The organism is Cellulomonas soli (assembly GCF_052036975.1).
Lineage (GTDB): Bacteria > Actinomycetota > Actinomycetes > Actinomycetales > Cellulomonadaceae > Cellulomonas > Cellulomonas soli_A.
The window spans coordinates 196821-223633 of record NZ_JBQIAR010000002.1; the positions used below are offsets into that span (position 1 = coordinate 196821).

Genomic DNA, 26813 nt, shown 5'->3' on the forward strand with positions numbered 1-26813 from the left:
TGCCCGACCGGTCGTCAGACCGTCGTCAGGTCAGGTCAGGTCGTGCTCGGCGAGCCAGTCGGTGGCGATGGTGGCCGCGGGCAGCTCCTCCTCGACGCTGCGGGCGTTGAGGCCGACGAGCTCGTCGGCGGTCATCGCGGCGCTGACCTGGTCGATGATCTCCTCCGCGCCGGCGTCCACGTCGTCGCTGGCCAGCGGCACGACGTGCGAGGCGAGGAACAGGCCGCGGGTGTCCTGCAGGGCGACCAGGTCGTTCTTCTGCACGGAGGGGTCGGCGGTGTAGATGATCGCCAGCTGGATGTCACCGTCCTGCAGCGCCTTGACGGTGAGCGGGCCGCCGCCGTCCTCGATGGGCGTGAAGCCCACGTCGATGCCGTAGGTGTCCTTCAGGCCGGCGGGTCCGTTCGGGCGGGTCTCGCCCTCGGAGTTGCCGCCGAGCGTGAGCGGCGTGGTGACCTTGGCCAGGTCCTCGACGGTGCTCAGACCCCACTGCTCGGCGAACGCGCGGGTCACCATGTAGGAGTCCTGGTCGGTGGCCGGCGACTGGTCGAGCACGCGCAGGCCGTCCGGGGTGGCCTCGGCCAGGGCGGCGTACACGTCGTCGGCCAGGCGGGCGGGGGTGTCCGGGACCCAGTACTGCAGCAGCGGGCCGGTGTACTCGGGGAACAGGTCGATGCTCCCCGACTCGATCTCGGGCAGGTAGGCCTCGCGCTGCCCGATGCGGAACTGGCGGTCGACCGTGTACCCGGCGCCCTCCAGGGCCTGGGCGTAGACCTCGGCGATGATCTCGTTGGAGTAGTAGTCCTGCGACCCGATGACGATGCTTCCGCCGGGGTCGGCGGTGCCTGCCTCGGCGGGGGTGGCCAGCGGGTCGTTGCTCGAGCAGGCCGTCAGGGCGAGGCAGGCGACGGCCAGGGCGGCCAGGCGGGTGGTGGTGCTCACGGGTGTCCTTCCGGGAGGGGCGCCCGCCGGAGGGTCCGGCGGGGACGGGTGGGGTCCGCGTGCCGGGCGCTGGCCCGGTGGACGGCGGACAGTGCGACCTCGAGCAGCAGGGCCAGCGCGGTGACGAGCAGCGCCCCGGCGAGCATCTGGCCGTAGTCGCGGGTCTTGAGGCCGGCGAACAGGTACCGGCCGAGGCCGAGGTCGGCGACGTACGCGGCCAGGGTCGCGGTGGCCACGACCTGCAGGGTCGCGGCCCGCAGCGCCCCGACGACGACGGGCCCGGCGAGCGGCAGCTCGACCTGCCGCACGATCTGCAGCTCGCCCATGCCGCAGGCGCGGGCGGCGTCGACGGTCGCCTGGTCGACCCCGGCCACCCCGGCGTACGCCCCGGCGACCAGGGACGGCACCGCGAGCACGACGAGCGCGACCAGCGGGGCGCCCGGTCCGATGCCGAGGGCCAGCCCGAGCAGGGTGAGCAGGCCGAGCGTCGGTACCGCGCGGGCTGCCCCGGCGAGCCCGACCACGACCAGCCGACCGCGCCGCGTGTGCCCGACGGCGACACCGACGGGCAGGGCGACGAGCGCGGCGAGGAGCACGGCGAGGGCGGTGATGCCCAGGTGCTGCGCGGTGCGGACCGGGACGGACCCTGGCCCGCTCCAGTGCGCGGGGTCGGCGAGCCAGGTGAGCGCGGCGTCGAGCACGGTCATGCGGGCACCCCGTCCGCCGGGCCGAGGGAGGCGCCCGGCGCGGACGACGTGCGGCGCGCTGCGGGTTCCGGACGGGCCCACGGGGTCAGGGCACGGCCTGCGAGCGCGCACAGCCCGTCGAGCGCCAGGCCGAGCACCACGGTGGCCAGCACGCCGGTGGCCACCTCGGCGACGATGCCCCGCTGGAACCCGTCGGTGAACAGGGTGCCCAGGTTCGGGATGCCGATGAGCGCACCGATGGTGACCAGGCCGACCGTGCTGACGCACAGCACGCGGGCGCCGGCGACCAGCAGGGGGACGGCCAGCGGCAGGTCGACCCGCCAGGCCAGGGACCAGCGCGAGTGCCCGACGGCCTGTGCCGCCTGCCGCACGCCCGGGTCGACGGCCGTGAACGCGTCGGTGGCGGTGCGCACCATGAGCGCGACGCCGTACACCGTCAGCGCGGCCACCACGGTGGTGGTCGAGCGCAGCGGGACCCCGAGCACCGCCGGGACCATGATCAGCAGCGGGAGCGCGGGGACGGCGTACAGCAGGGTCGCCGCGCTGGTCAGGGCCCCGCCGAACCGGGGGAACCGTGTCGCGGCGTACCCGGCAGGCACGGCGATGACCATGCTCAGGACGATCGCCTGCACGGACAGCAGCAGGTGGGTGCCCGCCAGCTCGAGGACCTGCGGCCACGCCTGGGTCAGCCACGTCATGCGGTGAGCACCCCTGCGGGCCGTCCGTGCTCGTCGACCAGCACCTGCCGGCCTCGCACGTCGAGCGCCGACAGGTTCCGCTCGGCGCGGTCGGCACCGACGAACGTCCGCACGAACTCGTCGGCGGGGTGGGCCAGGATCTCGGCCGGGGTCCCGATCTGGGCGACGCGGGCGCCGGTGCGCAGGATGACGACCTGGTCGGCGAGCCGGAACGCCTCGTCGACGTCGTGCGTGACCAGCACGATCGTCTTGCCCAGCTCGCCCTGCAGGCGGCGCAGCTCGTCCTGCAGCTCGCGGCGCACGATCGGGTCGACGGCACCGAACGGCTCGTCCATCAGCAGGATGTCGGGGTCGGCCGCCAGTGCCCGCGCCACGCCGACGCGCTGCTGCTGGCCGCCCGACAGCTGGCCGGGGTACCGGCGGGCCAGCGTCGGGTCGAGCCCGACCCGTTCGAGCAGCTCCCGGGCGTCGACGCGGGCGCGACGGCGGGGTGTGCCGGTCAGCACCGGCACTGTCGCGACGTTGTCGAGCACCGTGCGGTGCGGCAGCAGCCCTCCGGCCTGCATCACGTACCCGATCGAGCGGCGCAGCGCGACGCGGTCGACGTCACGCACGTCCTGCCCGTCGACGAGCACCGTGCCCGAGGTGGGTTCGACCATGCGGTTGACCATCCGCAGCAGCGTCGTCTTGCCCGAGCCGGACGATCCGACGAGCGCCAGCGTGCGGTGCGCGGGGACGGTGAGGCTGAGCTCCTGCACGGCGTGGGTGCCGCCGGGGTAGGTCTTGACCACCGATCGGTACTCGATCATCGGGCAACCTCCTGGTCGCGGACGGGTGTCGCGGCGGGTGTCGCGGCGTGCCCCTGGACGACGATGCAGCACGCCACCCACGCGCGCGGCCCGGCGGGGATCGACGGCCGGCTCACAGGACGACCACTCCCTTGCCGCCGACCGTCCCGGCCTCCATGTCGCGGTGCGCCTGCACGATGTCGTCGAGCCGGTACACGCGCCCGACGGGCACGCGGGCGCGGGCGTCGGCCACGGCGTCGAGGAAGCCCTGCAGCACGGGGGCGGGCAGGTCGGACGCCTCGCCGGAGTACGCGGTCAGGCGGACCCCGTTCGGCAGCCAGTCCATGGGGTAGAACTCGGGAATCGTCCACCGGTCGGAGAGCATCCCGGTGAAGCAGACGGTGCCGCCCGGGCGCACGGAGCGCAGGGTGTCGCGCAGCGTGTCGACGCCGACCAGCTCGACGGCGCCGTCGACGCCTCCCGGCACGATGCGCCGCACCTGCGTGGCCAGCTCGCCGTCGTCGACGAGCGCGTGGTCGACTCCGTGGGCCTCGAGCAGGGCCCGGCGTGCGGGGGAGCGGGTGGTGGACAGCACGGTCAGCCCCTGCAACCGGCCGAGGACGGCCAGGGCCAGGCCCACCGACGAGGTGCCGCCGCGTACCAGCAGGCTCTGCCCTGGCTCGGTCCGCAGGCCGACGCTCAGCGAGCCGTGGGCGGTCTGCAGCATCTCCGGCACCGCGCCGAGCACGTGCCAGGGCAGGTCGCTGGTGAACGGCACGAGCTGCGTGACGGGCACCACGACGTGCTCGGCGTAGCCGCCGTCGATCGTGCGACCCATCCCGCCCATCATCGCCATGACCTGCGTGCCGGGTGCGAGCTCGCCTCCGGGTGCGTGCTCGACGACGCCCGCCGCCTCGATGCCGGGGATGCGCGGGAACGACCCGGACGTGGCCTGCCCGCGGCGGAAGTGCAGCTCGGAGCGGTTGAGCCCGAACGCGTGCACGCGCACCAGGACCTGCCCGGGTGCGGGTCGGGGGAGGGGCACGGTGCGCAGCTGGAGGGCGTCGGGCCCGCCGGGACCGTCGAGGACCACGGCCCGCATGGTGCTGTCGGTCACCGCGTCGGTTGCTGCGCCCGTCACGGCGTCGGTTCCGCGGTGGGCTGCAGGCGGGTGCGCAGTCGTTGCAGCGCGGCGGTGACGACGGCCAGGTCCGGCTCGTCGGCGAGCACCGCGTCGAGCGCGGCCTGCAGGGCTGCGACGCCGCGGTCGTGGGCGTCCTGGCCGGCGGGGGTGAGGGTCACCAGCGACGAGCGTCGGTCGTGCGGGTGCGCGCTGCGCACGGCGAGCCCGTCGCGTTCGAGCCGGTCGACGACCTTGCTGGCGGCGCCGACCGTGATGCCGAGGTCGGTGCGGATCTCCTGCACCCGGCACGTCCCTGCGTGCCGGTGCACGACCCGGAGCCCTTCCAGCGTGCCCAGGGACAGGCCGAGGGTGCGGATGCGGTCGTCGAGGTGGTTCCAGAGGTTCACCTCGGACCGCACGAGGGCGTCGAAGAAGTCCATGCCCGGCTCAACTAGATGCGTCGGAACTATATTCCCAGTGATCGAGTGTGATCGGATCTCGCCTTACCGTGTACCTAGTAGGTAGAGTGGGGCGACTCCCGCGCCCTCGCGGCAGACGGAGACCACCGCCGGAGCACCGCGCCCGGCCCCCGCGATCAAAGGTGACGTGCAGGATGACCGAGGCCATCGACAAGCTGCTGTTCGGCGCGGCGTACTACGACGAGTACATGCCGACCGACCGCATCGACCAGGACGTCGCGATGATGCACGCGGCGAGCATCACCGTCGTCCGCATCGCCGAGTCGACGTGGAGCACGCTCGAGCCCCAGCCCGGGGTCTTCGACTTCACGCACGTCGACCGGGCTCTGGACGCCATGGAGGCTGCTGGCATCCACGTGATCGTCGGCACCCCCACGTACGCCGTGCCCACCTGGCTCGTGCAGTCGCACCCCGAGGTGCTGGCCGTCACCAACGCCGGCGAGGGTCGCTACGGCGCGCGGCAGATCATGGACGTCACCAACCCCACGTTCCTGTTCCACGCCGAGCGGGTCATCCGCCGCCTCCTGGAGCACACCGCGCACCGCCCGGGCGTCATCGGCTTCCAGATCGACAACGAGACCAAGTACTACGGCGCGGCCGGCACCAACGTGCAGCGGGCGTTCGTGAAGTACCTGCGCGCGCAGTTCGACGACGACCTGGGCGCGCTCAACGACGCGTTCGGCCTGGCGTACTGGTCCAACCGGATCGACGCCTGGGAGGACTTCCCCGACGTGCGCGGCACCATCAACGGCTCGCTGGCAGCCGAGTTCGACAAGTTCCGCCGCCGGCTCGTCGAGGACTACCTGGGCTGGCAGTCCGGGATCGTCAAGGAGTACGCGCGCGAGGACCAGTTCGTCACGCAGAACTTCGACTTCGACTGGGGACCCGGCTGGTCGTACGGCCTGCAGCCCTCGGTCGACCACTTCAAGGCCGCCAAGACCGTCGACATCGCCGGGGTGGACATCTACCACCCGACGCAGTCGCGCCTGACCGGCAAGGAGATCGCGTTCGGCGGCGACATGACCCGGTCCATCAAGGGCGGCGCGAACTACCTGGTGCTCGAGACCCAGGCGCAGGGCCAGCCCGGCTGGCTGCCCTACCCGGGCCAGCTGCGGCTGCAGGCGTTCAGCCACCTGGCCAGCGGCGCCGACGCCGTCATGTACTGGCACTGGCACTCCATCCACAACTCCTTCGAGACGTACTGGAAGGGGCTGCTCAGCCACGACCTCGCCTCGAACCCCACCTACGAGGAGGCCGGCGTCTTCGGCGCCGAGATCGCCCGCATCGGCGACTCGCTCGTGCACCTGCGCAAGCAGAACCGCGTGGCCGTCATGGTCAGCAACGAGTCCCTGACCGCGCTGCAGTGGTTCACCATCGAGACCGGCTTCATCAACGGGGTCTTCGGCACCTCGATCGGCTACAACGACGTGCTCCGCTGGGTCTACGACGCCCTGTTCGACCTGAACGTCGAGGTCGACTTCGTCTCGCCCGACGAGCAGGACCTGGGCCGCTACGCGATGGTCCTGGCCCCCGCCCTGTACAGCGCCCCCGAGTCGACGCTGCACCGCCTGCGCGACTTCGTGGCCGGCGGCGGGCACCTGGTCACCACGTTCCGTTCGGCCGTGGCCGACGAGCACGTGAAGGTCTGGCACGACGCCCAGCCGCACTCCCTGACCGACACCCTCGGCCTGACGTACAACCAGTTCACGCTGCCCGACGGCGTCGGGCTCACCCTGCACGGCGACCTCGCGGGCACCTACGCCGGCGGGGTGCCCGAGGGGTCCGCCGCACCGCAGGCGCAGAAGTTCATGGAGCTGCTGCAGCCGACCGGTGCCGAGGTGCTCGCCTCCTACGACCACGACGCGTACCGCGGCGACGCCGCCATCACGCGCCACCGCGCGGGCCAGGGCAGTGCCTGGCACCTGGGCACCATGACCAGCCCGGAGCTGCTGTCCGCCGTGCTCGAGCTGGCGCTGCGCGACGCAGGCCTGTGGGACTGGCCGCAGGACCTGGCCGGTGCCGTCAGCGTTCGTCGCGGCACCAACGCCCAGGGCCGCGCCGTGACGTACCTGCTCAACTACTCGGCAGCCCCCGTCGAGGTCGCCAGCCCCGTCGCCGGTCGGTCACTGCTGGACGACACCCAGGTCGCCACCGGCGACGTGCTCACCCTCGGCCCGTGGGGACTTGTCGTCCTCGAGAGCTGACCACTGCGGGGCGTCCTCGAGAACGCCACGATGCCCGACGTGGGCGTCGCCGGTTCGCCCCGGCGGCGCCCACGTCCATGTGCGGTGTGGCTGTTGGGTTCAGCCGCAGCCGGGTGCGTCGGGTTCTTGGTCGCAGGTGGCTCCGACGAGGTGGGTGCGGCGTTCTTCGATGGTCAGGGCGCGGCTGGTGGTCGTGGTGGTGGCGGTGCCCAGGACGTCTTGCCAGTCGGTCAGGTCGGGGATGCGGTAGCGGCCGGTCCAGGTGGTGGTCAGGGTGATCTGGGCGGTGCCGGGTTGGGTGTAGACGTGGGTGAGGTACTCATCGAGGCGGTCGCCGTCGCCGGGTCGGAAGGGGGCGCCGGGGTCGGTGGTGACCAGGGGGCGGGTGTTGTCGGCGAAGTCCCAGGTGTAGGTGGTGGGGGTGACGATCACGTCGAAGGTGTAGCCGAGCAGGTTCGTGGTGAACTGCTGCTCGCCCGCGTCGGTGAACACCACGTTGGTGGCGTTGACCAGCAACGGCCCAGCGGTCGGGTTGATCCCCGCGGTGCCCGGCGCGATGGGCAGCTGACGTAGGTCGTGGGCGGTGAACGCGGGGATAGCCTGCTCGGGGCAGACCCACCCTCCGATCTGCTCCCAGTCGTTCTCGTCGGTGGAGTCGCTGGGTCGGCGGAACAGAGGAGGGAGAGGTTGAGCTCCGTCCTCGCATGCCGGCGGCGTGCCTAGGCACCCCACGGCCAGGGCGTCGCCGGTGTTGGTTCCTATCCCGCAGTGAGCCAGACGGTCGTACGCCCACGGCGACGAGGCCGGATCGGCTGCCGCGGCATGCTCCGCGGCGAGGCCGTAGATCGCCTCAAGCCAGGCGTTGTTGTCCTTGGCGAAGGCTGTGCTCGTCACTTCGTCTGAGGGGTCGGCCCAGGCGCCGGTCGCCGTCGTCACGGAGGTGAGCACGAGCGCAAGAAGGAGGGCTGAGCGGCACGCGCGGCTCACTCCGCGACCACGTCGAGCTGAACGCCGCGGATCAGCCACTGCTCACCCTGGCGGACAACGGAGACCAGTCCGGAGAAGGGCTTCGTCGTTCCGTCGTCGAAGGCCTCGACGTACCGGAGGGAGACCATGAACAGGACTCCGGGGTCGAGCTCCTCGACGCTCTCGAACGTCAGGCTGACCTCCGGCGCGGATGTCAGCGAGGAACTGTCTCGCGCGTACCGGCTCACATCCGCGCAGTAGAGGCACTCGGGGTGGCTTAGCCGGTCCCACTCGCTCGTGTCGCCGGTCTCGATGACGTACGGGAAGAGCTGGAGGAAGTACTGGGCGACGTCGCGGGCGCCGTCGGCGCTGACCTCGTCCATCGCGGGCGTCCACTGCGGCGCGGCAGCGGCCTGGTTCGGACTCGGTGTCGCGCTCGGGCTCGGTTGTGTGGCGGTGGGCGACGCGGTGGCGGTCGGGTCGGCCGCCTGCGTGGTCCCGGTGCACCCGGCGAGCAGTCCGACCGCCGCGGCGATCGAGGTCGCGCAGGCCAGGAGGCGTCTCGTCCGTGCAGGCATACCGGCGAACCTACCCAAACCGGCCATCCTTGAGGCGGGATCGGCACACCTGTGGACAGGTCAGGCGCCGCCCGCCGCCGGTGCGTTCAGACGGCGCACTCGCACACGAGGTTGTACTCGACGACCTGCTCGCCGTCCTGTGCCCAGGTCTCGGCCTCGGCTCGGGAGGCGAACCGCCGGCCGGCGAGCCGCCCGTTCGTGAGCAGGACTCCGACCTCGATCTGCGTGCGCGGGTCGTCGGGGTCGACCGGTTGCTGGGGTTCCGGCTCGTTCATGGACGCGGCTCCCTTCACGGCGGATCTCCATTGTCGCCCGTGCTCGGGCTCGTGCCCCGGGGAGGGCGGAGCCGTGGGGATGCGTGAGTCAGCGGCGCGCGGGACGAGGAGGGAGCCGACCCGCAGTGCGGAGCGGCCCCCTCCTCGGGTGGTCGTGCGCGGTCAGCGCACGGAGCGGATCTTGAGGATGAACACGCAGCCGAGCAGGGCCATGGCGATCGCGACGGGGAACGCGACCGCGTAGGTGCCGGTGGCCACGACGATCGTCGAGGTGATGATCGGGCCGACGGTCTGGCCGAGCGTGGTGGCCAGGTTGAGGATGCCGAGGTCCTTGCCGGCGTTCTCCACGCTGGGCAGCACGTCGACGTTGAGGGCCTGGTCGACCGAGGTGTACACGCCGTACCCGAAGCCGGCGATGCCCGCGTACAGGAACATGCCGGTGGTGGTCGGCATGACCCACGGCATCGCGATGCCCACGGCGAACAGCGCGCTGGCCACGACGACGGGCACCTTGCGGCGGCCGATCTTGTCGGAGATGGGTCCGGCGCCGACGGAGGCGAGCAGCGAGACGATCATCGTGATGACGGACATCGTCGCGATGGTCGCGGCGGACTCCTTGGTGGTCTGCCCGATGTGGTCCTGCACGATGTACAGCTGGTACGCGGTGATCATCTGGTAGCTGACCAGCATGAGCAGGCGGCCGACGAACGCCTTGTAGAAGTCGGGGGCGTTGGCCGGGGGCCGGAACGAGAGCAGCAGGTCCTTCAGCCCGCCGACGTTGGCCGGCAGGTCCGCCGCGGAGCGCTCGCGCGGCCACAGGACCAGGGCGATGACGCCGCCGAGCAGCATGAGGGCACCGCCGAGCACGAACCCGGGCAGGGCGTTGGTGATGAAGGCCGCGCCGATGAGCGTGCCGAGCGCCTGCCCGGCGACCAGGCCACCGCCGTACAGGGCGGACATGGTGCCGCGCAGACGCATGGGGACCCGGTCGGACAGCACGGCGACGGCCGGGGCGAGCATCATGTTGAGGCCGACCATCGACAGGCAGTACGACACGGTGAGCAGCACGGGGTTCGACAGCACGCCGACGCCGGTCAGGGTGATGCCGCCGAGCACGGCGCCGCCGAGGATCCACGGGGTGCGGCGGCCGAAGCGGCCTCGCGTGCGGTCGGACAGGTTCCCGACGACCAGGTTGGAGACGAGCGAGACGACGGCCGTGATGGCGTTGATCGTGCCGAGCATCGCGGCGGGGGACTCGACCCCCAGGTCGGTGAGGCGCTGCGGCAGCAGCACGGCCGCGACGATCATCAGCCCGACGGCCCACAGCAGCCCGAAGAGCATGAAGCCGGCCCCGAACTGCGCCGTGCGGACCGCGGTGAAGGGTGCGGCGGTGTCGGGGGCGAGCTCGTCCTGCGTGCGAGCAGGCTCGCGCACGGCCTCGGTGACGGCCGGTGCCTGGGTTTCCATGTCCACCTTCTTTGGTTGGAGCACCCAGGTGCGCCGACGTCGGAGCTCCCGGGTGGGATTGCGGTCCTCGTCGAACGCGGTGGCGGCGGGTGCCGCCGTGGCTGCCCGGCAGCTCTGGTCGTGCGGCATCGACGCCGCGCGACCACTACCGAGTACCCACTAGATAACAGCGGGAAAACTAGGTCGGCGATCCCGGCATGTCAAACCCGTTCCTGTGAGCGGGGTAGCCTCACGCGTCGAAGGAGGTGGCGACGTGGCCGAGCAGCAGATCGTTCGTGAAGCACGCAAGCGGGTCCGACTGACCCCCGCGCAGCGCACCGAGCAGATCCTCACCGCCGCCACCCGGCTCGTCGCCCGCAAGGGCTACTACGGCGTCTCCCTGCAGGACGTCGCCGACGAGGTCGGCATCACCCAGGCCGGGCTGCTGCACTACGTGCGCAACAAGGAAGGCCTGCTCGGCCTGCTCGTCGAGCAGCAGTACGACCGCGCGGGCACACCCCAGGACTACATCGCCAGCGGCGACCCCGGCGCGGTCCACCCCGACGGCCCCTCGTTCCCCGGGTACCTGCGCTACCTGGTCGCCTTCAACTCGACCCGCGCGCACCTGATCCAGCTGTACATGGTGCTCGGCGCCGAGTCCGCGTCCGAGCAGCACCCCGCGCACGCCTACTTCGCCGACCGGCCCACCTCGGTGTGGGAGCTCTACAGCAGCATCGCCTGGCGTCTGCCGCCGAGCATCGGCTCCTTCGACGAGATCCGGCACCTGGTCGAGATGAGCCTCGAGGCCATGGACGGCATCCAGGTGCGGATGTTCCGACGGCCCGCCATCAGCATCGTCGAGGAGTGGGCCAGGTTCGAGCAGGTGCTGTTCCCGTCACCCGTGTGGGACGACTACCGCTGATCGTCCGACGTCACCCGACGAAGATGCAGAACGGGTGGCCGGCGGGGTCCGCGAACACGTAGAGCGGTTCGTCAGGGTCGTCCGTGCGGTCCAGCAGCACGCGGGCACCCAGGCCGATCGCGCGGTCGCGCTGCACCGTCAGCGCCTCGACGTCCGGGACCGTGAGGTCCAGGTGCAGCTGCTGCGGCTTCTCCGTGCCCGGCCATGTCGAGGGCGGCAGCGACTCGACCTGCTGGAACGCCAGGCCCACCCCGCCCGTCGGGTTGCGCAGGTTCAGCCAGTCGTCACCGGCGGGGTCCACCTCGTCGTGGCCGGGCGCGTAGTCCCAGCCGAGCAGCCGACGGTAGAACTCCGCCAGGGCGCGGGCGTCGGTGGTGTCGAGCACCACCTGGACGAGAGTCGGGAACGCCTCGGGCATGGTCAGCACCTCCGTCGGCCAGTGTGCGACCGACGAGGACGACGCGCAGGGTGACGTCGGGCCGGTGGGGTTCCTGCGGTGGGTCGTGCGCGAGGGCTCGCCTACGGTGAGACTCGTCGCCGACAGCCTCAGGCCGGTGGTGCGGGTCGGGTGTCACGAGAGCGGAGCGATGGGGATCGAGCACCGGGAGAGTGACGCCTCGGCGGACGTGCGCGCAGCCGCACCAGACCGTGGCGGCCCCTTCAGCGAGGACGTCGAGGTCCCGGTGCGGCACCCGTTCGACGCCCCCGGGGTCTTCCGGTTCCTGGCGGTCCGCGCCGTCCGGGGTGTGGAGGTCGCCGACCTGACGCGCCCCGACGAGCTCCGGTACGCCCGGACCCTGTCGCTCCCCGCCGGCCCGGCCGCCGTCGAGGTCGTCGCGACGCACCACCCGGGTCGGGGCTGGGACGTGCGAGCGCACCTGGAGCTCGCCTCTGCCGAGGACCTGGGGCCGTGTGTCGGCAGCGTCCGCCGGATGCTCGGCCTCGACACCGACCCCGTCGCCGTGGACACCGCGCTGGCAGCCGATCCCGCGCTGGCCCCGCTGGTCGCCCGCACGCCCGGCATCCGTGTGCCCGGTGCCGTCGACCCGCACGAGCTGGTGGTCCGTGCCCTGGTCGGGCAGCAGATCTCCGTCGCGGCGGCCCGCACCCACCTGGGCCGGCTGGCCGCGCACGCCGGGTCACCGCACGCGTCCGGTGTGCCGGGGCTCGGCCGGCTGTTCCCGACGCCCGAGCAGATCGTGCGGACCGTGCCCGAGCCGGCACCCGGCGAGCCGCTCGACCCCGGGCGACCGGTGCGGCTGCCCGGTGCCGCCGTCCGCGCGCTCCTGGCCACCTGCCGCGCCCTGGCCGCCGGCGACCTGGCCGTGCACGCCGAGGTCGACCCCGACGAGCTGCGTGCACGACTCGTGGCCCGCCCGCGCATCGGGCCGTGGACCGCCGCCTACGTCGCCATGCGGGTGCTCGGCGACCCGGACGCGTGGCTCGAACGCGACGTGGCCCTGCTGGCCGGTGCGCGGGCGATCGGCGTGCTCGACGTGGACCTGCCGACCTCCGCGGCCCACCGGGTGCTCGCCCGGCGTGCCGCCGCGTGGGCTCCGTGGCGGTCCTACGCGGCGATGCACCTGTGGCAGGCCGCCGTGGACTCGCCGAGCCCCGCCGTCCGACAGGATCCCGAACAGCCGCCGGCGACGGTGCCCGGTTCCGACCCGGGCGGGGATCTGACCGCGTAGCGTCCCGCTGCATGGGAATGGGGGGCACCGGGCGCGCGGCGCGGGCCGGCGCGACGGTGCTGCTCGCGAGCGTCCTGCCTGCGTGCGCGCCCGCCACCTCACCTGCGCCCGCCGAGAGCGTCGACCGCACATCACCGCCGTCCTGGACGGCGCCGCCACCGGGGGAGTCGTCGGCGAGCCTGACGTTCGCCGACGGTGCCGCGCTCGCCGCAGACCAGGAGGTGCTGTTCCACGACACCCTGGAGCAGGTCTGGGACTGCTCCGAGCAGGCGGGTCACCCACCTGCGCCGGAGCCATCGCCCGACGTGACGATCACGCGCGTGCTGGAGAACACCGGCAACGGTTGCACGGTGCTCGACGAGTTCGGCCCGGCGCAGGCACCGCCCGGGACGGACGACGAGACCGCCTCCATGGCGCTGGTCGCCGACCGGATCCAGCACCTGGACACCGTGGCCGGCCCGGCGCGCGCCGTGCGCGGCCTGGACGAGCCAGCGGGTGAAGGGGGGCCCACCTACGACGTCGCCCGCGCAGTCGTGCGCGAACCGGCCGACGGCGCATGGGTGATGGTCACCGCCCGGGCCCTCACCTCACCCGGTGTGCAGCAGGTGGTGACGGTCAGGTGCCCCACCGGCGGCGGGGTCGACCAGACCGACGGGCAGCTGGCGATGGTCTCCTACCTCGTGCTGCCCGGTCTCGAGCGGTATCCGTGACGGCTCGCCGCGCCGCGCCGCGCACGGAACCGCTCGTGCCAGAACAAGAAGGGACGACGTGGGCGACGTGCTGTGGCTGATCCTGGCGAGCGTGATCGGCGGGGCCCTGGGAGCGTGGGCCTACGCGAGGGTTCGCCTGCGCCGGGCGGCGCGGGCGTTCGAGGGAGGGCGCCCGACCACGTTCGCCGGCTTCGTCCTCGGCAGCAGGCCGTACTGCCGGGCTGCCGGCGGGCTGCTCGTCGTGGAGGGCGACGCGCTGTCCCACGTGGTCGACCGCGGGATGCCCGGCACCCGTCGCGACATCCCGGTCTCCCAGCTCACCGTGGTCCGAGCGCGTCCCGCGACACGCGCCGACGACCGGGACATGCCGCCCGGGTGGACGGTGCTCGAGTGTCGTGACGGCGACGAGCAGGTGCTCATCGCCTGCGACCGCAGGGAGATGCGGTTCGTGCAGCATGCGTTCCTCCGCGCCCTGGACGCATCACCGCGCGACTGACCCCGGCAGCGGGCCGGCCACGCGTGGAGGACCCGCTCGTCACCCCTTGTCCGTCAGTCCTCGGACGACCGCTCGTCGATGCGGTGACGCTCGTCCACGACGGTTGCCCCGGCCGCGACGAGCTTCAGCTCGTGCGCGCGGAAGTGGTGACCGCAGAACAGCAGCTCCATGCCGTCGGCCGTGGGGATCGTCGCCTTCACGTACGCCTGCGCGCCGCAGCGGTCGCACCGGTCCTGCCGGGTGAGGGTGGCGGTGGTCGTCGGGACGTCGACAGTCGTGGCGGTCATGGGCGGACACCTCGTCTCGGCTGGAGGGGCGGTTCCCGTCGAAGGATCGAGCACCGCGTCTACTGCCCATCCGAACCCCGCGAAACCCTGCGGCCATTCCTCGCCGGTGTTCGCTCAGCGGTGAACCCCGCCGGGAGCGACGGAGATACTCGGGTACGTGGGCCCCGTGGGGATCGAACCCACAACCCGCGGAGTAGAGGCGAGAGTCTCATCAGGGACCATCCGAACTCATCGATCCGGCCTCTGACCTGCTAGAACGCATCACCTGAGCACATCCGAGAGCGCGCGACCACATCGCACATCTCAGTGACATCCCAGTGACGCCTGGCGGCCTCTTGCTCACGGTGAGGCGCCTGCCAGGTCGTCTTCGGCGGCGCGCCTGCTAGGCATGTCAGTGGCTTGGGGGAGACTGCTCCAGTGAACTTCGCAGCCGTGCTCCAGCCTGACACCGCGGAGCTGCGGAAGGGTCGAGGTGCGTTCTTCACCCCGGATCGCATCGCGGACTACGTGACCCGGTGGGCAGTTCGGTCGCTCGACGACCGGGTGCTCGAGCCCTCGTGCGGAGAGGCCGCCTTCCTCCTCGCAGCGGGGGCGCGTCGGACTGAGCTGGCCGCAGACAGCGACGCGCAGGCACCGACTGGTGGACTCGTCGGCGTCGAACTGCACCCTGCGTCTGCGGCCTCGGCGCGCGCACTCCTCGACGCCGCTGGGTCCCCTGCGGACGTCCACGTCGGCGACTTTTTCGCGTTCGATCGTGCGGGCCAGTTCGACGCGGTCATCGGCAACCCGCCATATGTGCGGTACCAGGACTTCTCCGGAGAAGCCCGTGCCTCTTCACGTGAGGCGGCACTACGCGGCGGAGTCGCGCTCACCGGGCTGGCCTCGTCGTGGGCGGCGTTCACCGTCCATGCCGCGCTGCAGCTGAGGGCTGGTGGTCGCCTCGGGCTTGTTCTTCCGGCTGAACTGATGACTGTGAACTACGCCGCCGAGGTACGGCGGTTCCTCATGGAGCGGTTCGCGCGCGTTGACGTCGTGCTTTTCACCGAGAGAGTCTTCCCGGAAGTGCTGGAGGAGGTCGTACTGCTCCTCGCCGACGGGTTCGACTCCGGATCCGCAGGGCATATCGCCTTTTACCAGGCGAGGAACGCTAACCAGCTCGCCGAGTTGTCAGTTGCGCGCACATGGAGCCCGTCAGTGCCAGGGGAGCGATGGGCTGCGGCCCTCATGCCTGGCGATGTCTTGGACACCTACTCGGCTCTGCTCGCTGGTGGCAACTACACCGTCCTGCACCAATGGGGCGAGACGACGCTCGGGATGGTGACGGGGAACAACCGCTACTTCGCGCTCAGCCCCGCCAGGGTCGCAGAGCTGGGGCTCGCGGCGACGGACGTCATGCGGCTCTCTCCGCCCGGGAGTCGTCACCTGAGGGGCTTGTCCTTCTCCACCTCAGCGATGAATGAACTGGGTGCTCACGGCTCAGCCACCTGCCTGTTCCGACCGTCCGGAGAGCCTTCGGCAGCAGCCTGGCGCTACATCGAGGCTGGAGAGACCTCGGGTGTCGATCTTGCGTACAAGTGCCGCGTGCGGAAGCCCTGGTGGCGAGTGCCGCTCGTGAAGCCTGCTGACTTGATGCTCACCTACATGAACGCCGACTCCCCGCGACTGACGACGAACCTTGCGGCAGCGCATCACCTGAACTCTGTGCACGGCGTCTACCTGCACGAAGGTCATCGGGCTGTCGGGCGGCAGTACCTTCCACTCGCATCGCTCACGACGATGACGCTGCTCGGGGCTGAGACCGTTGGACGCGCCTACGGCGGCGGCATGCTGAAGATTGAGCCGAGAGAGGCAGACCGGCTGCCCGTCCCCTCGCTCGATGTCGTCAACGCGACCTCCGCGAGGCTTGACGCGATCCGCCCGCAGGTCGGACGCCACCTGCGCTCGGGCAAGCTCACCGAGGCGGCGCGTCTGGTCGACGAAGTGGTTCTCATCGGTGAACTCGGCGTGTCTCGTGCAGACGTCAAGCGGCTGCGCGAGACTCACGCAGACCTGATGGCCCGCCGAGTTGCTAGGGGAACGCGTGGCGCGGATTGACGACCTGCTGGTTGAGGCGGTTCGGTCTGCTGGGCCCAAGCCTCCGGATGGCGCCCCGCAGAAGATCAAGAACCCCTGGGTCAACAAGATCAGCAACACGCTCGCAGTAGCGATCGCGGAGGAACTGCGTCAGCGCGGCATGACCGAGGTGCGACCTGCCAGCCCGGGTGAACTCGGAATCTCAGGGGCGGAGCGCCGACTGGCTGGCGGCATCGGCGCGAAGCGTGTCGACGTCAGCTGGTCGACGGAGGAGTCGGGGCTGATTTTCGCGTGCTCCGTCAAGACCATCATGTACCGGGACGGCAAGAGCGGTGCCTTCCAGAAGAACCTCACCAATCGGCGAGGTGACCTGCTCGTCGAAGCGGTCACCCTGCACAGACGGTTCCCGTACGCGGTGCTCTCGGGTTTCCTCTTCATGGACCACCAGGCCGCGACGGACGACACACCGCGTCGCAAGAGCACCTTTGTCAACGCCTTTCCCCGGCTGCGCCTGTTCACACGGCGGCCCGACCCATCCGGCCGGGAAGAGCAGTACGAGCGCCTCTACCTCCTCCTCGTCGACCCGAACCCGTTCCAGCCGGGCGTCACCTGCTACGAAGTGAACGATCCCGGCACGCCGGTGAACCTCAGCGACGCGTTCGACGACATCGTGACCCTCATCGCTGAACGCAACTTCGATCTGTACGAGGCGCCGGGCGATGGAAAGATCCGTCGCACGTAAGTTGTGGATTCGCCGCCAGGCCTCCGTCACTGGTAGATGGGCTGCGTCCCCCACCAGTCGTTGATGAGGTTGTAGATGAGCGCGTCGCTTGGCTCGAACCGGACGGCCGGCGTCTGCCGTTCACCCCACGCGGCGCTGCCCCGACCTGGTGGTCGACGCGCCGAACTGTAGGTCTTGACGCCGATCGCTCTGCCTATGTCGGTGCCGATGACTGTGCCCAGGGGGTGGGCACCGCACTCCGGCGCCACTGCAGCGCCCTGACCTGCACAAACACTCGCTCGTCCCGACGCCGCGATGACGGCGACTCCCAGGTAGGTAGTTGGGGTGTGTGAGCGGTCGCCGGGTTCGCGTAGCGCTCCCTTCCGGTGTCGGCTCCGGTTGGTGTCGTCTCCTGCGGTCGGTGGCCCGGGGACTGCCTGTGCCGGTGCGCCTCGGTGCCTTCGGGGTGACCAGCCCGGTCGGGTGGGTGGTGCGGTCGGGAGCGGCTCCTGACCACGGGGCAGTCGGGACGGTCGGTTCGTGCCGGTGCGGTCCTGGTGGGGTTGCTGGTCGACCGGCCCGGTACTGGTGGTGGTCCGGTTGAGCGCGGCTCCAGACCGCGGATGGTCGAGCTAGCGGTCGACCGCGAGCTGGCGGGTCCGCCGCTCTGACTGCGCCCGGGCCACACACGCATCGGCCCTGCACGGGCCTCGCTGTGGCCCGGCTTCGGCTGGCGGCTACGAGAGCGGCAGGGAGGACAATCAGACAGCCGCGGTGCGATGGGGGTTCAGTCGGTCAGTTGCCGGTCTCGAGATCCACCGAGACGAGGCCCGAAAGCCCGAACTCTGCGAGGAACGTACCTGCGGCCCCTGGTCGGTCGGGCCATTCGTCGTCCGCCCAGTGCTCAGTTTCAGCCTGGCGTGCCGATTCCCGGAGTTCGAGCACAGCTTCGCGAAGCCCGACGACGAATGGTGACTGCTGGTCGACGCTCGTCGTGCCGTCCACGCTAGATGCTCTCAGCGCCTTCCCGACGGCCGCGGGGAAGTCTCCGCTCGGCCAGGTGTGGTTAGTTCCACAGCAGAGGGCGCACGACAGCGGCCACGCAACTTCAGCGATCGACAACCCGAGAGACGCCGGGAAGGTACTAGTCGGCCTGATCGACTTGCTCTTCGAACCGGATGCGATCGCGGCGACTTCGTGTGCGTCGGCGATAGTGATGCCTCCGAGCTGGCACAGAGCGGACTCCCAGGGGCAGTCTTGTGCGAGTCCGGCGGCGACAGACTGGGGGTTGTAGAAGGCGTACACCGCAGGGATGCCGTGCTGCCGGGCGTACCTCGAAAGGCGCTCGGCCTGCGTGATAGTGCCTGCGGCTTGGTTGACCGCGTATCCCTGGTCCCAAAGTCGCTTGGCCTGCACAAGTAGGGGCACGAGGGTGGAGGATCCGGCTGCTGTGAAGGACCACGCCCAGTCGGCTCCGTTGACCCCTTCTTCGTTCTGCGAGTAGACGCGGATGTGTAGCCGGCCATTGGTTGCTGGATTGGTCGCGAGTGCGAGCCACAGCTCCTGCGACAGGGTCGTCTCCCAGAGAGGGAGCCCGACGGACGCGGCAGTGTCCAGCCTTGACCCGGTGCGGTACTCCTCTCGGGCTAGCGCCGTGCGAAAGGCGGACGGAGCAGCGGAGGTGGTTGCGCGCGGCATGGAGCGATCCTGACGAAGGGCTCGGGCGACGTGCACTCGACGCGCCGCTTGTTCCTACGGACGGGTGACGCGTACCCCCAGGCTGCGCCAGCTAGCGGAGCGTTGCTGCGATGGCCTCGAGGCGGTTGGTGAGGACGGTGACCCTTCGCGGCATGCCCTGGTCGGCACTGCCTCGGAGGTAGACGCCGACGTCGCGGACTCGTTTGATGTTGCCTCGAGCCAGACCCGCGTTCGACGCCCCGACGAGTCCGGGACCCTGAGTCAGGGTTGGCCGTGTGGCGATGCAGGCGTTCAGGGTTGCGCGGCTCTGCGTGCTTCCGTGGGCGATGAAGTTGCGGACGGCCTTGACCAGTTCGAGGACGCAGGCGTCTTCTGGGGTGTTGGCGATACGTGCAACCCGGCTGCTGTACGGCCTGGTGAAGTCTCGCGCGGTCGCGCTCTTCCAGTCGGCGATCGACCTGAACGTGATGTTGTAGCCGGAGCTGTCGAGCAGGGACTCGATCGTGTCCGAGGGGAGCCGCGTCGGGTACTCCGGGTGGAAGGAGTTCAGCCCAGGAACGATGCCGTGCCCGGGGAGCTCCGCAACAGCGGTGTCGAGCTTGGCCTGCAACGAGGCGACAAACGTGGCCGGTGCCTTGGAGATAACGGCGATGTGCCACCGGTGCTGAAAGAGCTCCCACTCGCCTCCGAGTCGGAACGCGAAGTCGGACACCAGGCCGCGCTGGCGCGTCAGCCTGTCGGCGGCGTTGCCCGGGATCGCGTGGTATTCAAGATCGCTGCGGGCCTTCGCGTCCCTGATGTGCGCGACGAAGTCATCGACGACGTTGGAGGGCTCCAGGGTCCGGACCACGAGCCGAACCTAGCGGAGTGCCCACCAACTCAGTCGACGTGGATCCGCAAGCTTCCCTGGATAGGGGGCTCTACGCCTACTGAACAATCAGCAGGTACGGGACATCACCGAGCACCCGACCGCCGAGGGCAAGGTCTACCTCTGCGCGATCAAGGACGTGTTCTCCAACCGGATCGTCGGGTACTCGATCAGCGATCGGATGACGTCCCAGACCGCGGTGGACGCGCTGGTCAGCGCAGTGCAACGGCGGCGTGATGTCGCCGGCTGCGTGGTTCACAGCGACCGGGGCAGCCAGTTCCGAAGCAGGAAGGTGGCCCGCGTCCTGGCCCGTCACGACCTTCTCGGGTCGATGGGTCAGGTCGCCTCCGCGGGCGACAACGCAGCCATGGAGAGCTTCTTCTCGCTGCTGCAGAAGAACGTCCTGGACCGCCGCCGCTGGGCCACCCGCCACGAGCTGCGCCTGGCGATCATCACCTGGATCGAACGGACCTACCACCGCCGCCGACGCCAGAGCGGCCTCGGACGCCTGACACCCATCGAGTACGAGACGATCATGACCACTCAGGTCGCACTCGCCGCCTGAGAACCACTGTCACCTACTCGTGCAGCAGACCTCACTACCCTTCACGAGGCCGGGGTGCCGGACCGCACGATCGCGGACCACTCAGGGCATCGCCGGCTGCAGGTGCTCCAGGATCACTACCTGGCGCTTCGGCGGGTCTCGACGACCGCTGCCGATCTGCTGCCCGCGCCCCGGAGATCGTGAACATTTCAGTGACCATGTCAGTGACTCTGAGGTCAATGGGAAGTAAAGCCGCAGGTCAGGTGGGCCCCGTGGGGATCGAACCCACAACCCGCGGATTAAAAGTCCGCTGCTCTGCCAATTGAGCTAGAGGCCCGGGTGGTGAGTGGACTCACTCGTGGAATCCGCAGGACAGCACCCGTGTCGTTCGCGAGCGACACGTGGACCGCCGCGGTGTGACGGACTGACGGTACCGCCTGGTCCAGGCGGTGCAGGGACCGTGCCGCACTAAGGGGCGAGGCCCTGATGCGGGGCGAGGCTCGGCGGCGCGGTTCGTCGCGGGACCACATGCCAAGTTGAGGCGGCCGCTCGTGGGCACACCCTCGTGCTCGAGCCGACTTACGCCTTGGGGTTGCTGCCCAGGATGACCACGGCGGAAGAGGATGTTCATCCAGGCGATGAGGTGTGCGCGGTCATCGTGCCTCCGCCCCCGAGATGCTCGCGGAGTGGAACCGAGTCGCGATGGGCGAGGTTCCTCCCATCTACGAAGGCTTGAGGGTCTGCGGTCACTGACGGCTGCTCTGGCCCTCTTACGCACCTGCCGCTTCCTGAGTCGGATGCGGACCGGTTCCGCGCCTGGTTGCCCGACCCGACCCCACCACCGAGCGAGCCAGATTGACCCTGCAGGCCGTGGCTGGCCTCTGGGAGACCAGCCACGGAGCATGCACAACCCGCCCGACGCCCGCGCGGGCGTACGTTCAGCGAGTGGAGAGGGCTTGCGACGTGTGCGGCGGCGGGTTGCTGCTCTACTGCGACGCATACGACGGCGACCTCTGCTCATTGTGCGATCGCTGGGTGAGTGGCCGGTGCGGGGACCCGGAGTGTCCGTTCTGCCCCGCCCGCCCCGAGTGTCCGAGTGAGTGTCGTCACGACGAGGAGCACTGGAGCCTCCTCGCGTGAACTGAGCACCGGGTGTCTGAATGGGAGGTGGTCACCATGGAGATGACCTACGAGCGGTTGAGTGGAGGCGACCTGCGGGGCCGCACCCTGGCGGACTTGTTGGTGTCTCTCGATGCGCGTCTCCGGGTCGTGGACGGCGACGAGGTCGTCATTGACGAGCCGGGTTTCCCCGTCGTGGAACTCGCGCGAGACCTTTCGATGTGGCTCGACGATCCGGATCGGGGCGACTTCGAGTTCGAGTCCATGTCGTACGAGGGCGTCGGGGCGATCGCAATTCGTCGGGCTGCTGCCGGGTGGGAGGTGAGCTCAAGTCTCGTGGCGGGAGCGGTAACGAAGGCGACCGAGTGGGCCACTGTCGCCCGGTGTTGTCGGCATCTCATTGCGAAGGTCGAGGCGGATCTTGCGGCCCTTGGTCTGGATTCTGGTGCGGTGGTCGGCCGCTGATTCCTTCTAACACTTCCAGGCGCCGCAGCGCAGTACGGTGCCGAGGCCGACCGGCGCTCGCCGGTCAGGACAACGCCGAGGGCCCGATGAGCATGCCGATGGCTGGTCCGGCGGGACGCGTCGGGGCCCATCCCTGCGCGCATGGTGTGGCGGCGGTGGCGGGTGCTGCGTCGGTGCGGGTCGCGGTGACGACGCTGGACCCGAGGACCGCGTGTGGAACCTGCTCCTGCTCGGCATGGGGCAGGCGGTGGAGTTTCTGCTCGCGCGCAGTCTGCCGTGGGGTGACCGGGCTGCGTCGCTTCTGCGGGTGTTCGCCGCGGTGCAGGATGTCGCCGTGTCTGAGTGCATCCTCGCCGTCGCAGAGGGCGACTTCCGGTTCCATCTCGCCGAGTTGCAGGCGGCCGTGGCCGAACGGTGGCCCGGTTCGGTGTTCGTCCCGGAGACGGGCCGGGTGGCGTCGGTGTGCGTGGGGTACTTCGAAGTCCCGGAGGGTGGTCCGGGGGTAACCCTGCAGCTCGACGTGGACGTGGAGGGTCGGTCGCTGGCGGCGGAGAGTGGTGACGCGGAGATGACTGCACAGGTGATCGCGTGGTTGACCTGCCTTCCCGGATTCCCGGCTGACGGGAGCGTCATCCTGGCCGAGTGGGCGGTCGACTTCGTCCCGCTCGCACCGGCAACCACGGCGGAGGACCTGCTGGCGATCCTCGCCTGAGCGCAGCCCGGGGACCGCGTGGCGCGGATTGAGCCACGACCTCTAGTTTTCCGACACGGTGTCGGTAAGATGTCGACACCGCGTCGATAACCTCGCGGCTCCCCTCCCCGAGAGGTGCACCGTGTTCCTCGCCCTGCGTGAGCTCGCCTTCGCGCGCACCCGCTTCGGCCTGATGGGCGCCGTCATCGCCCTCATCGCCGTGCTCATGGTCCTGCTGTCCGGGTTGTCGTCCGGGCTCGTCGTCGACGGCGTGTCCGGCCTGATGCGCAGCCCCGTCGAGGCGGTCGCCTTCTCCGAGGGCACGAAGACCGACTCGGCGTTCACCCGGTCCGAGGTGACCACGGCCCAGCGTGACGCCTGGGCCGCGCGCGAGGACGTCGCGGACGCCGAGCTGCTCGGCACGTCGATCGTCAACGCGAAGGACTCCGACGGCACACCGGTGGACCTCACGTTGTTCGGCGTCGAGCCCGACGGGTTCGTCGCCCCGCAGGTCGCCGACGGGCGGGCACTCGCCGCGCCGGGGGAGGCCGTGCTGAGCTCCTCGGCCCGCGACGAGGGCGTCCAGCTCGGGGACGTCATCACCCTCGACCGCCTGGGCACCGAGCTGACGGTCGTCGGGTTCACCGCCGACCAGCGCACGTTCGGGCATGTCGACATCGCCTACGTGCCGCTGACCACCTGGCAGGAGGTGCACGCGGGTCTGCTGCCCGGTGAGGAGCCGGACGCGGGCACCTACGACGTCGCGAGCGTCGTAGCGCTGCGCGGCGTCGACGGTGCGCTGCCGGACCTCGCGGCCGGCGACGCCGCGGCGGGCACGTCGTCCCGCACGATCGCCGAGGCGTTCGACTCCTCGCCGGGGTACACGGCCGAGCTGATGACCATGGAGCTCATCCAGGTGTTCCTGTACGCGATCTCGGCGCTCGTCGTCGGGGCGTTCTTCACGCTCTGGACCGTGCAGCGCACCCGTGAGCTGGCCGTGATGCGGGCGATCGGTGCGTCCACCGGGTTCCTGCTGCGCGACGGGGTCCTGCAGGCCGCGATCATGCTCGTCGCCGCCGTCGGCGTGGGAGTCGCCGTCGGCCTGGGCCTGGGCAGCCTGCTGCTCGGCACCGGGATGCCGTTCGCGCTCGAGACCGCACCCGTGGTCGGAGGTGCTGCGCTGCTGCTCGGTCTCGGGCTCGTGGGCGCGAGCATCGCCACCGTCCGCATCGCCGCCATCGACCCCGTCGCCGCCCTCGGAGAGAACCGATGACCACTGCCACCGCCCCCGCCCGCGTCCGCACCGGCCTGACCCTGGCGGACATCACCCTGACGTTCGGCACCGGTGAGCTGCAGGTCGTCGCCCTCGACCACGTCGACCTGCAGGTCGTTCCCGGTGAGCTCGTGGCTGTCGTCGGGCCCTCGGGTGCCGGCAAGTCCAGCCTGCTCGCCGTGGCCGGCGGCCTCGCCCGGCCGACCTCCGGGTCGGTCGTCGTCGACGGTGTCGACGTCACCACCCTGTCGGCGCGCGCCCGGGCGACGTTCCGGCGCGACCACGTCGGCTTCGTGTTCCAGTCCGGCAACCTGGTGCCTGCGCTCACCGCACTCGACCAGCTCCGGCTGATGGAGCACATCACCGGTCGGCGCGCCACGACACCCCCGGAGGTGCTGCTCGAGGCCGTCGGGATGACCGCCCACGCGCACCGGCGCCCGGGGAACCTGTCTGGTGGTGAGCGTCAGCGCGTCGGCATCGCGCGGGCGCTCGTGGCCTCGCCGTCGGTGCTGCTCGTCGACGAGCCGACCGCAGCGCTCGACCGGCGCCGTTCGCACGAGACCGTCCAGCTGCTGGCCGACCAGACCCATCGGCACGCGGTGGCCTCGGTGATGGTCACCCACGACCACGACGTGCTCGAGCACTGCGACCGCGTGCTGGAGATGGTCGACGGGCAGCTGCGGCCGGCCTGACCGGTTCGCCCGGCACCGCCTGGCAGGGTGACGCGGCCGCGCCCTGTCAGGCGGGCGAGGGCCCGGGGAGCGTGCGCAGGTACGCGTCGACCAGCGCCGCGGTCGCGTCGTAGGTGCGCTCCAGGTCGCCGGTCTGCTCGACCAGGCGTGAGGCGGTGTGCACCAGGCCGTTGAGCAGCTCGGTCGTCGTCTCCGGGTCGTTCACACCGAGCTCGTCCAGCGCACCGCGCAACGGCACGAGCAGCTGGTCGTGGAACGTCTGCGACCGCCGCGCCAGCTCCTCGGACGGGGCCACCGACACCAACGTCCGGGCCAGGGCGTGCTCGCCGTCCGCGACCAGCTCGAGGTTCACGCGCAGGTACGCCAGGATGCGTCCGCGCGGACCGGTCGCCGCCGCGATCGCCGTGTCGAGCCGCCCCTGCCAGCGGGGGAACGAGTCGCGCACCACCGCGGAGAGCAGGTCCTCGCGCGAGGCGTAGTACTGGTAGACGCTCGAGCGGGACAGGCCCGCGAGCTCGCCGACCTCCGCGAGCGTCGGCAGTCGGTCGGGCCGGTCGGTCAGCAGGCCGCGCGCGGCGTCCAGCAGGGCCCGTTCCCGGGCCGCGCGGTGCTCGGCGACCGTCGGGGCATCGATCCGCGGCACCTCGGCCCCCTCTCTCGCGCGCGTCGTCGGGCTCGTGTCGAGTCTCCGCCGCGGCGCGCTGCACCGGACACCGATGGTACGGGCGGTCTCGGTCGGACGGTCGACAGACCAGAATATGGAACGTCCGGAGTATGATACGTGTCGTGAATCATGCGCGGGAGTTCTTCGGACGGAGCGAGACGCTCGACGCCCTCGCCGGCCACCTCGAGTCGGTGGAGCGTGGACACGGCGGGCGCATCGTGACGCTGCGGGGCCGACGGCATGTCGGCAAGTCCAGCGTCGTGGAGCGGTTCGTGGAACGCGGCACGGTGCCGTACGTCTTCGTCACCGGCGTGTTCCGCGCGCCGGCAACCGCGCAGCTCGCAGATGCCACATCCGCGCTCGTGGAGTCGCAGCGACCCGTTGTCGATGCCGACCTGCTCGCGCAGAGCCCGGCGACGAGCTGGCGGGACTGGTTCACCCGCCTGGCCGTCGCCGCTCGGAGCGGCCCGGTCGTCGCCGTGCTCGACGAGTTCCCGTGGATGGTCGAGCAGGTCTCGACGTTGGAGGGCGAGCTGCAGGCGCTCTGGGACCGCACGCTGCAGAAGCTCCCCATCCTCCTGATCCTGATCGGGTCGGATGTCGCGATGATGGACAGTCTCGCGGGCCATGGCCGGCCGCTGTTCGGTCGCGTCTCGCCGCTGGTCGTCCCTGCTCTCAACCCCGCTGAGGTCTCCCAGGCGCTCGGGGCGAGTGCGTCGGACGGGTTCGACGCCTACCTCGTCACGGGCGGGTACCCGCGGCTGGTGACCGACCTCGCGGCGAGCGGAGCCGGCGTCCACCGGTACGTGACGCGAGCGTTGCAGGACGAGTTCAGCCCCTTGATCACCACGGGTCGGCTGACGCTCGACGCGGAGTTCCCCGAGCCTCAGGCCGCCTACCAGGTGCTGTCCGCGATCGGGTCGAGCGACGTCGCCAACCCGGGGTTCATGGACGTCCTCGGGGCCATCTCCGACCCGTCCGAACGTGCCAACGCCCAGACGGCAGCCACGCGCGCGCTGAGCACGCTGACGAACGCCAAGGCGCTGATCGAGCGGGAGCAGCCGGCATGGGCCGCTCCCACCTCGAAGCTGCGCCGGTACCGCGTCACCGACCCCTACCTGCGCTTCTGGTTCCGCTACGTCGAGCGCCACGTCGACCGGATCGCACGCGGGCGCGCCGACCTGGCGGTCGCCGCGTTCGAGAGGGACTGGGAGACGTGGCGCGGTCACAGCATCGAGCCGGTCGTCCGTCAGGCGCTGACGCGGCTGGCACGGACGGACCCCCGCCTGGCCGGGGCGGAGACGGTGCTCCCGTGGTGGACCCGCGCATCCGACGTCGAGGTCGACGTGGTGGCGAGCGGGAGCGCCGCCACCCTGATGGTGGGGACGATCAAGTGGCGGACGAGGGGTGAGGTCACCTCGGCCGAGGTCGCCCAGCTGCGCAGGCATCGGGACCTGATCCCGCACGCGGAGTCGGCGCTCGTGGCGGCGATCAGCCCGAGCGGGGGCCCGGTGAATGGTGCCGACGTCGCCTACGGAGCGGCCGACCTGCTGGCTGCCTGGCACTGAGGTGCTCCCAGACCGGTGCCGGCCCGGGTGAACCTGCCTCACCCGGGCCCTACGTCCCTCGGGGGCGATGGTCCCCGCCCCCTAGCGTCAGGTGTGTCATAGCCCTACTGCTATAGGGGAATACC

The 26813-nt window shown here is 70.8% G+C and carries 27 protein-coding genes, 1 tRNA gene and 1 pseudogene; 13 read left to right on the forward strand and 16 right to left on the reverse strand.

From position 1 onward, the window contains the following. Nucleotides 1-30: 30 nt before the first annotated feature. From ACTHAM_RS03415 to ACTHAM_RS03440, 6 genes are all read right to left on the reverse strand, one after another. Nucleotides 31-942 (reverse strand): ABC transporter substrate-binding protein, encoded by a 912-nt coding sequence (locus ACTHAM_RS03415; protein ID WP_440684362.1) that lies wholly within the window; start codon nt 940-942, stop codon nt 31-33. Beyond that, nucleotides 939-1649 (reverse strand): ABC transporter permease, encoded by a 711-nt coding sequence (locus ACTHAM_RS03420; RefSeq protein WP_440684363.1) that lies wholly within the window; start codon nt 1647-1649, stop codon nt 939-941. The genes ACTHAM_RS03415 and ACTHAM_RS03420 overlap by 4 nt, the downstream gene beginning before the upstream one ends. Continuing rightward, nucleotides 1646-2347: an ABC transporter permease gene (locus ACTHAM_RS03425; protein ID WP_440684364.1), complete on the reverse strand. Its 702-nt coding sequence runs from the start codon at nt 2345-2347 to the stop codon at nt 1646-1648. Before ACTHAM_RS03425 ends, ACTHAM_RS03420 begins: the two co-directional genes overlap by 4 nt. Then, entirely contained in the window at nt 2344-3156 is an 813-nt protein-coding gene (locus ACTHAM_RS03430; protein WP_440684365.1) for an ABC transporter ATP-binding protein, read from the reverse strand. Before ACTHAM_RS03430 ends, ACTHAM_RS03425 begins: the two co-directional genes overlap by 4 nt. 112 nt (nt 3157-3268) lie before the next feature. Then, the gene (locus ACTHAM_RS03435; RefSeq protein ID WP_440684366.1) at nt 3269-4252 is read right to left on the reverse strand and encodes an alcohol dehydrogenase catalytic domain-containing protein; all 984 of its coding nucleotides are present in this window, start codon (nt 4250-4252) and stop codon (nt 3269-3271) included. A 20-nt stretch (nt 4253-4272) separates the two neighbouring features. Next, nucleotides 4273-4698, reverse strand: coding sequence for a MarR family winged helix-turn-helix transcriptional regulator (locus tag ACTHAM_RS03440; protein ID WP_440684367.1), 426 nt, complete (start codon nt 4696-4698; stop codon nt 4273-4275). A 173-nt stretch (nt 4699-4871) separates the two neighbouring features. On the opposite strand from ACTHAM_RS03440, the gene ACTHAM_RS03445 reads away from it, so the two are divergent. Continuing rightward, the gene (locus tag ACTHAM_RS03445; RefSeq protein WP_440684368.1) at nt 4872-6941 is read left to right on the forward strand and encodes a beta-galactosidase; all 2070 of its coding nucleotides are present in this window, start codon (nt 4872-4874) and stop codon (nt 6939-6941) included. A 99-nt stretch (nt 6942-7040) separates the two neighbouring features. On the opposite strand, the gene ACTHAM_RS03450 is transcribed toward ACTHAM_RS03445, so the two are convergent. From ACTHAM_RS03450 to ACTHAM_RS03465, 4 genes are all read right to left on the reverse strand, one after another. Beyond that, nucleotides 7041-7835, reverse strand: coding sequence for a PKD domain-containing protein (locus tag ACTHAM_RS03450; protein WP_440684369.1), 795 nt, complete (start codon nt 7833-7835; stop codon nt 7041-7043). Nucleotides 7836-7924: 89 nt separating this feature from the next. Continuing rightward, a complete protein-coding gene (locus tag ACTHAM_RS03455) occupies nt 7925-8512 on the reverse strand; it encodes a DUF6318 family protein (protein WP_440684370.1) in 588 nt (195 codons plus the stop codon). A 59-nt stretch (nt 8513-8571) separates the two neighbouring features. Continuing rightward, nucleotides 8572-8760 carry a hypothetical protein gene (locus ACTHAM_RS03460; RefSeq protein ID WP_440684371.1) on the reverse strand — a complete coding sequence of 63 codons (189 nt, stop codon included), beginning with the start codon at nt 8758-8760 and terminating at the stop codon, nt 8572-8574. 162 nt (nt 8761-8922) lie between these two features. Beyond that, nucleotides 8923-10227 (reverse strand): MFS transporter, encoded by a 1305-nt coding sequence (locus tag ACTHAM_RS03465; RefSeq protein WP_440684372.1) that lies wholly within the window; start codon nt 10225-10227, stop codon nt 8923-8925. 253 nt (nt 10228-10480) lie between these two features. Here ACTHAM_RS03465 and ACTHAM_RS03470 point away from each other — a divergent pair, with 253 nt between their 5' ends. Beyond that, on the forward strand, nt 10481-11128 hold the full coding sequence (locus ACTHAM_RS03470) for a TetR/AcrR family transcriptional regulator (RefSeq protein ID WP_440684373.1): 648 nt from the start codon (nt 10481-10483) through the stop codon (nt 11126-11128). A gap of 10 nt (nt 11129-11138) precedes the next feature. Here ACTHAM_RS03470 and ACTHAM_RS03475 read toward each other — a convergent pair whose 3' ends face one another. Continuing rightward, nucleotides 11139-11546 (reverse strand): VOC family protein, encoded by a 408-nt coding sequence (locus ACTHAM_RS03475; RefSeq protein ID WP_440684374.1) that lies wholly within the window; start codon nt 11544-11546, stop codon nt 11139-11141. Between the two features lie 169 nt (nt 11547-11715). Between ACTHAM_RS03475 and ACTHAM_RS03480 the strand changes: the two genes are divergently transcribed. Genes ACTHAM_RS03480 through ACTHAM_RS03490 form a run of 3 tightly spaced genes read left to right on the forward strand, consistent with a single transcriptional unit; the run spans nt 11716 to nt 14025 of the window. Further along, nucleotides 11716-12819 carry a DNA-3-methyladenine glycosylase family protein gene (locus ACTHAM_RS03480; protein ID WP_440684375.1) on the forward strand — a complete coding sequence of 368 codons (1104 nt, stop codon included), beginning with the start codon at nt 11716-11718 and terminating at the stop codon, nt 12817-12819. Between the two features lie 11 nt (nt 12820-12830). After that, on the forward strand, nt 12831-13529 hold the full coding sequence (locus ACTHAM_RS03485; RefSeq protein WP_440684376.1) for a hypothetical protein: 699 nt from the start codon (nt 12831-12833) through the stop codon (nt 13527-13529). A gap of 58 nt (nt 13530-13587) precedes the next feature. After that, nucleotides 13588-14025 (forward strand): hypothetical protein, encoded by a 438-nt coding sequence (locus tag ACTHAM_RS03490; protein WP_440684377.1) that lies wholly within the window; start codon nt 13588-13590, stop codon nt 14023-14025. Nucleotides 14026-14078: 53 nt separating this feature from the next. On the opposite strand, the gene ACTHAM_RS03495 is transcribed toward ACTHAM_RS03490, so the two are convergent. Continuing rightward, entirely contained in the window at nt 14079-14312 is a 234-nt protein-coding gene (locus ACTHAM_RS03495; protein WP_440684378.1) for a DUF7455 domain-containing protein, read from the reverse strand. A gap of 417 nt (nt 14313-14729) precedes the next feature. Between ACTHAM_RS03495 and ACTHAM_RS03500 the strand changes: the two genes are divergently transcribed. Together ACTHAM_RS03500 and ACTHAM_RS03505 are read left to right on the forward strand one after the other, a co-directional pair. Beyond that, nucleotides 14730-16406, forward strand: coding sequence for an N-6 DNA methylase (locus ACTHAM_RS03500; protein WP_440684379.1), 1677 nt, complete (start codon nt 14730-14732; stop codon nt 16404-16406). Further along, a complete protein-coding gene (locus ACTHAM_RS03505) occupies nt 16393-17127 on the forward strand; it encodes a hypothetical protein (protein WP_440684380.1) in 735 nt (244 codons plus the stop codon). The genes ACTHAM_RS03500 and ACTHAM_RS03505 overlap by 14 nt, the downstream gene beginning before the upstream one ends. Before the next feature lie 774 nt (nt 17128-17901). Here the strand turns inward: ACTHAM_RS03505 and ACTHAM_RS03510 are convergent. Both ACTHAM_RS03510 and ACTHAM_RS03515 read right to left on the reverse strand, forming a co-directional pair. Then, nucleotides 17902-18804 (reverse strand): DUF6615 family protein, encoded by a 903-nt coding sequence (locus ACTHAM_RS03510; protein WP_440684381.1) that lies wholly within the window; start codon nt 18802-18804, stop codon nt 17902-17904. A gap of 91 nt (nt 18805-18895) precedes the next feature. Beyond that, the gene (locus ACTHAM_RS03515) at nt 18896-19654 is read right to left on the reverse strand and encodes a hypothetical protein (protein ID WP_440684382.1); all 759 of its coding nucleotides are present in this window, start codon (nt 19652-19654) and stop codon (nt 18896-18898) included. Between the two features lie 97 nt (nt 19655-19751). Here ACTHAM_RS03515 and ACTHAM_RS03520 point away from each other — a divergent pair. Beyond that, nucleotides 19752-20237, forward strand: a pseudogene (locus tag ACTHAM_RS03520) (IS3 family transposase); the annotation flags it as partial. A gap of 243 nt (nt 20238-20480) precedes the next feature. Here ACTHAM_RS03520 and ACTHAM_RS03525 read toward each other — a convergent pair. Continuing rightward, nucleotides 20481-20553, reverse strand: a tRNA-Lys gene (locus ACTHAM_RS03525). Between the two features lie 839 nt (nt 20554-21392). Between ACTHAM_RS03525 and ACTHAM_RS03530 the strand changes: the two genes are divergently transcribed. The 4 genes from ACTHAM_RS03530 (at nt 21393) to ACTHAM_RS03545 (ending at nt 24456) form a co-directional block, all read left to right on the forward strand. Continuing rightward, nucleotides 21393-21800, forward strand: coding sequence for a DUF7878 domain-containing protein (locus tag ACTHAM_RS03530; protein WP_440684384.1), 408 nt, complete (start codon nt 21393-21395; stop codon nt 21798-21800). A gap of 211 nt (nt 21801-22011) precedes the next feature. Continuing rightward, on the forward strand, nt 22012-22512 hold the full coding sequence (locus tag ACTHAM_RS03535; RefSeq protein WP_440684386.1) for a hypothetical protein: 501 nt from the start codon (nt 22012-22014) through the stop codon (nt 22510-22512). A 121-nt stretch (nt 22513-22633) separates the two neighbouring features. Continuing rightward, on the forward strand, nt 22634-23764 hold the full coding sequence (locus ACTHAM_RS03540; RefSeq protein ID WP_440684388.1) for an FtsX-like permease family protein: 1131 nt from the start codon (nt 22634-22636) through the stop codon (nt 23762-23764). Then, nucleotides 23761-24456: an ABC transporter ATP-binding protein gene (locus ACTHAM_RS03545; RefSeq protein ID WP_440684389.1), complete on the forward strand. Its 696-nt coding sequence runs from the start codon at nt 23761-23763 to the stop codon at nt 24454-24456. The genes ACTHAM_RS03540 and ACTHAM_RS03545 overlap by 4 nt, the downstream gene beginning before the upstream one ends. A gap of 46 nt (nt 24457-24502) precedes the next feature. Here ACTHAM_RS03545 and ACTHAM_RS03550 read toward each other — a convergent pair whose 3' ends face one another. Continuing rightward, nucleotides 24503-25099 (reverse strand): TetR/AcrR family transcriptional regulator, encoded by a 597-nt coding sequence (locus ACTHAM_RS03550; RefSeq protein ID WP_440684391.1) that lies wholly within the window; start codon nt 25097-25099, stop codon nt 24503-24505. Nucleotides 25100-25242: 143 nt separating this feature from the next. Here ACTHAM_RS03550 and ACTHAM_RS03555 point away from each other — a divergent pair, with 143 nt between their 5' ends. Further along, complete coding sequence (locus ACTHAM_RS03555) at nt 25243-26688, forward strand: ATP-binding protein (protein WP_440684393.1); 1446 nt, start codon at nt 25243-25245, stop codon at nt 26686-26688. Nucleotides 26689-26813 lie beyond the last annotated feature (125 nt).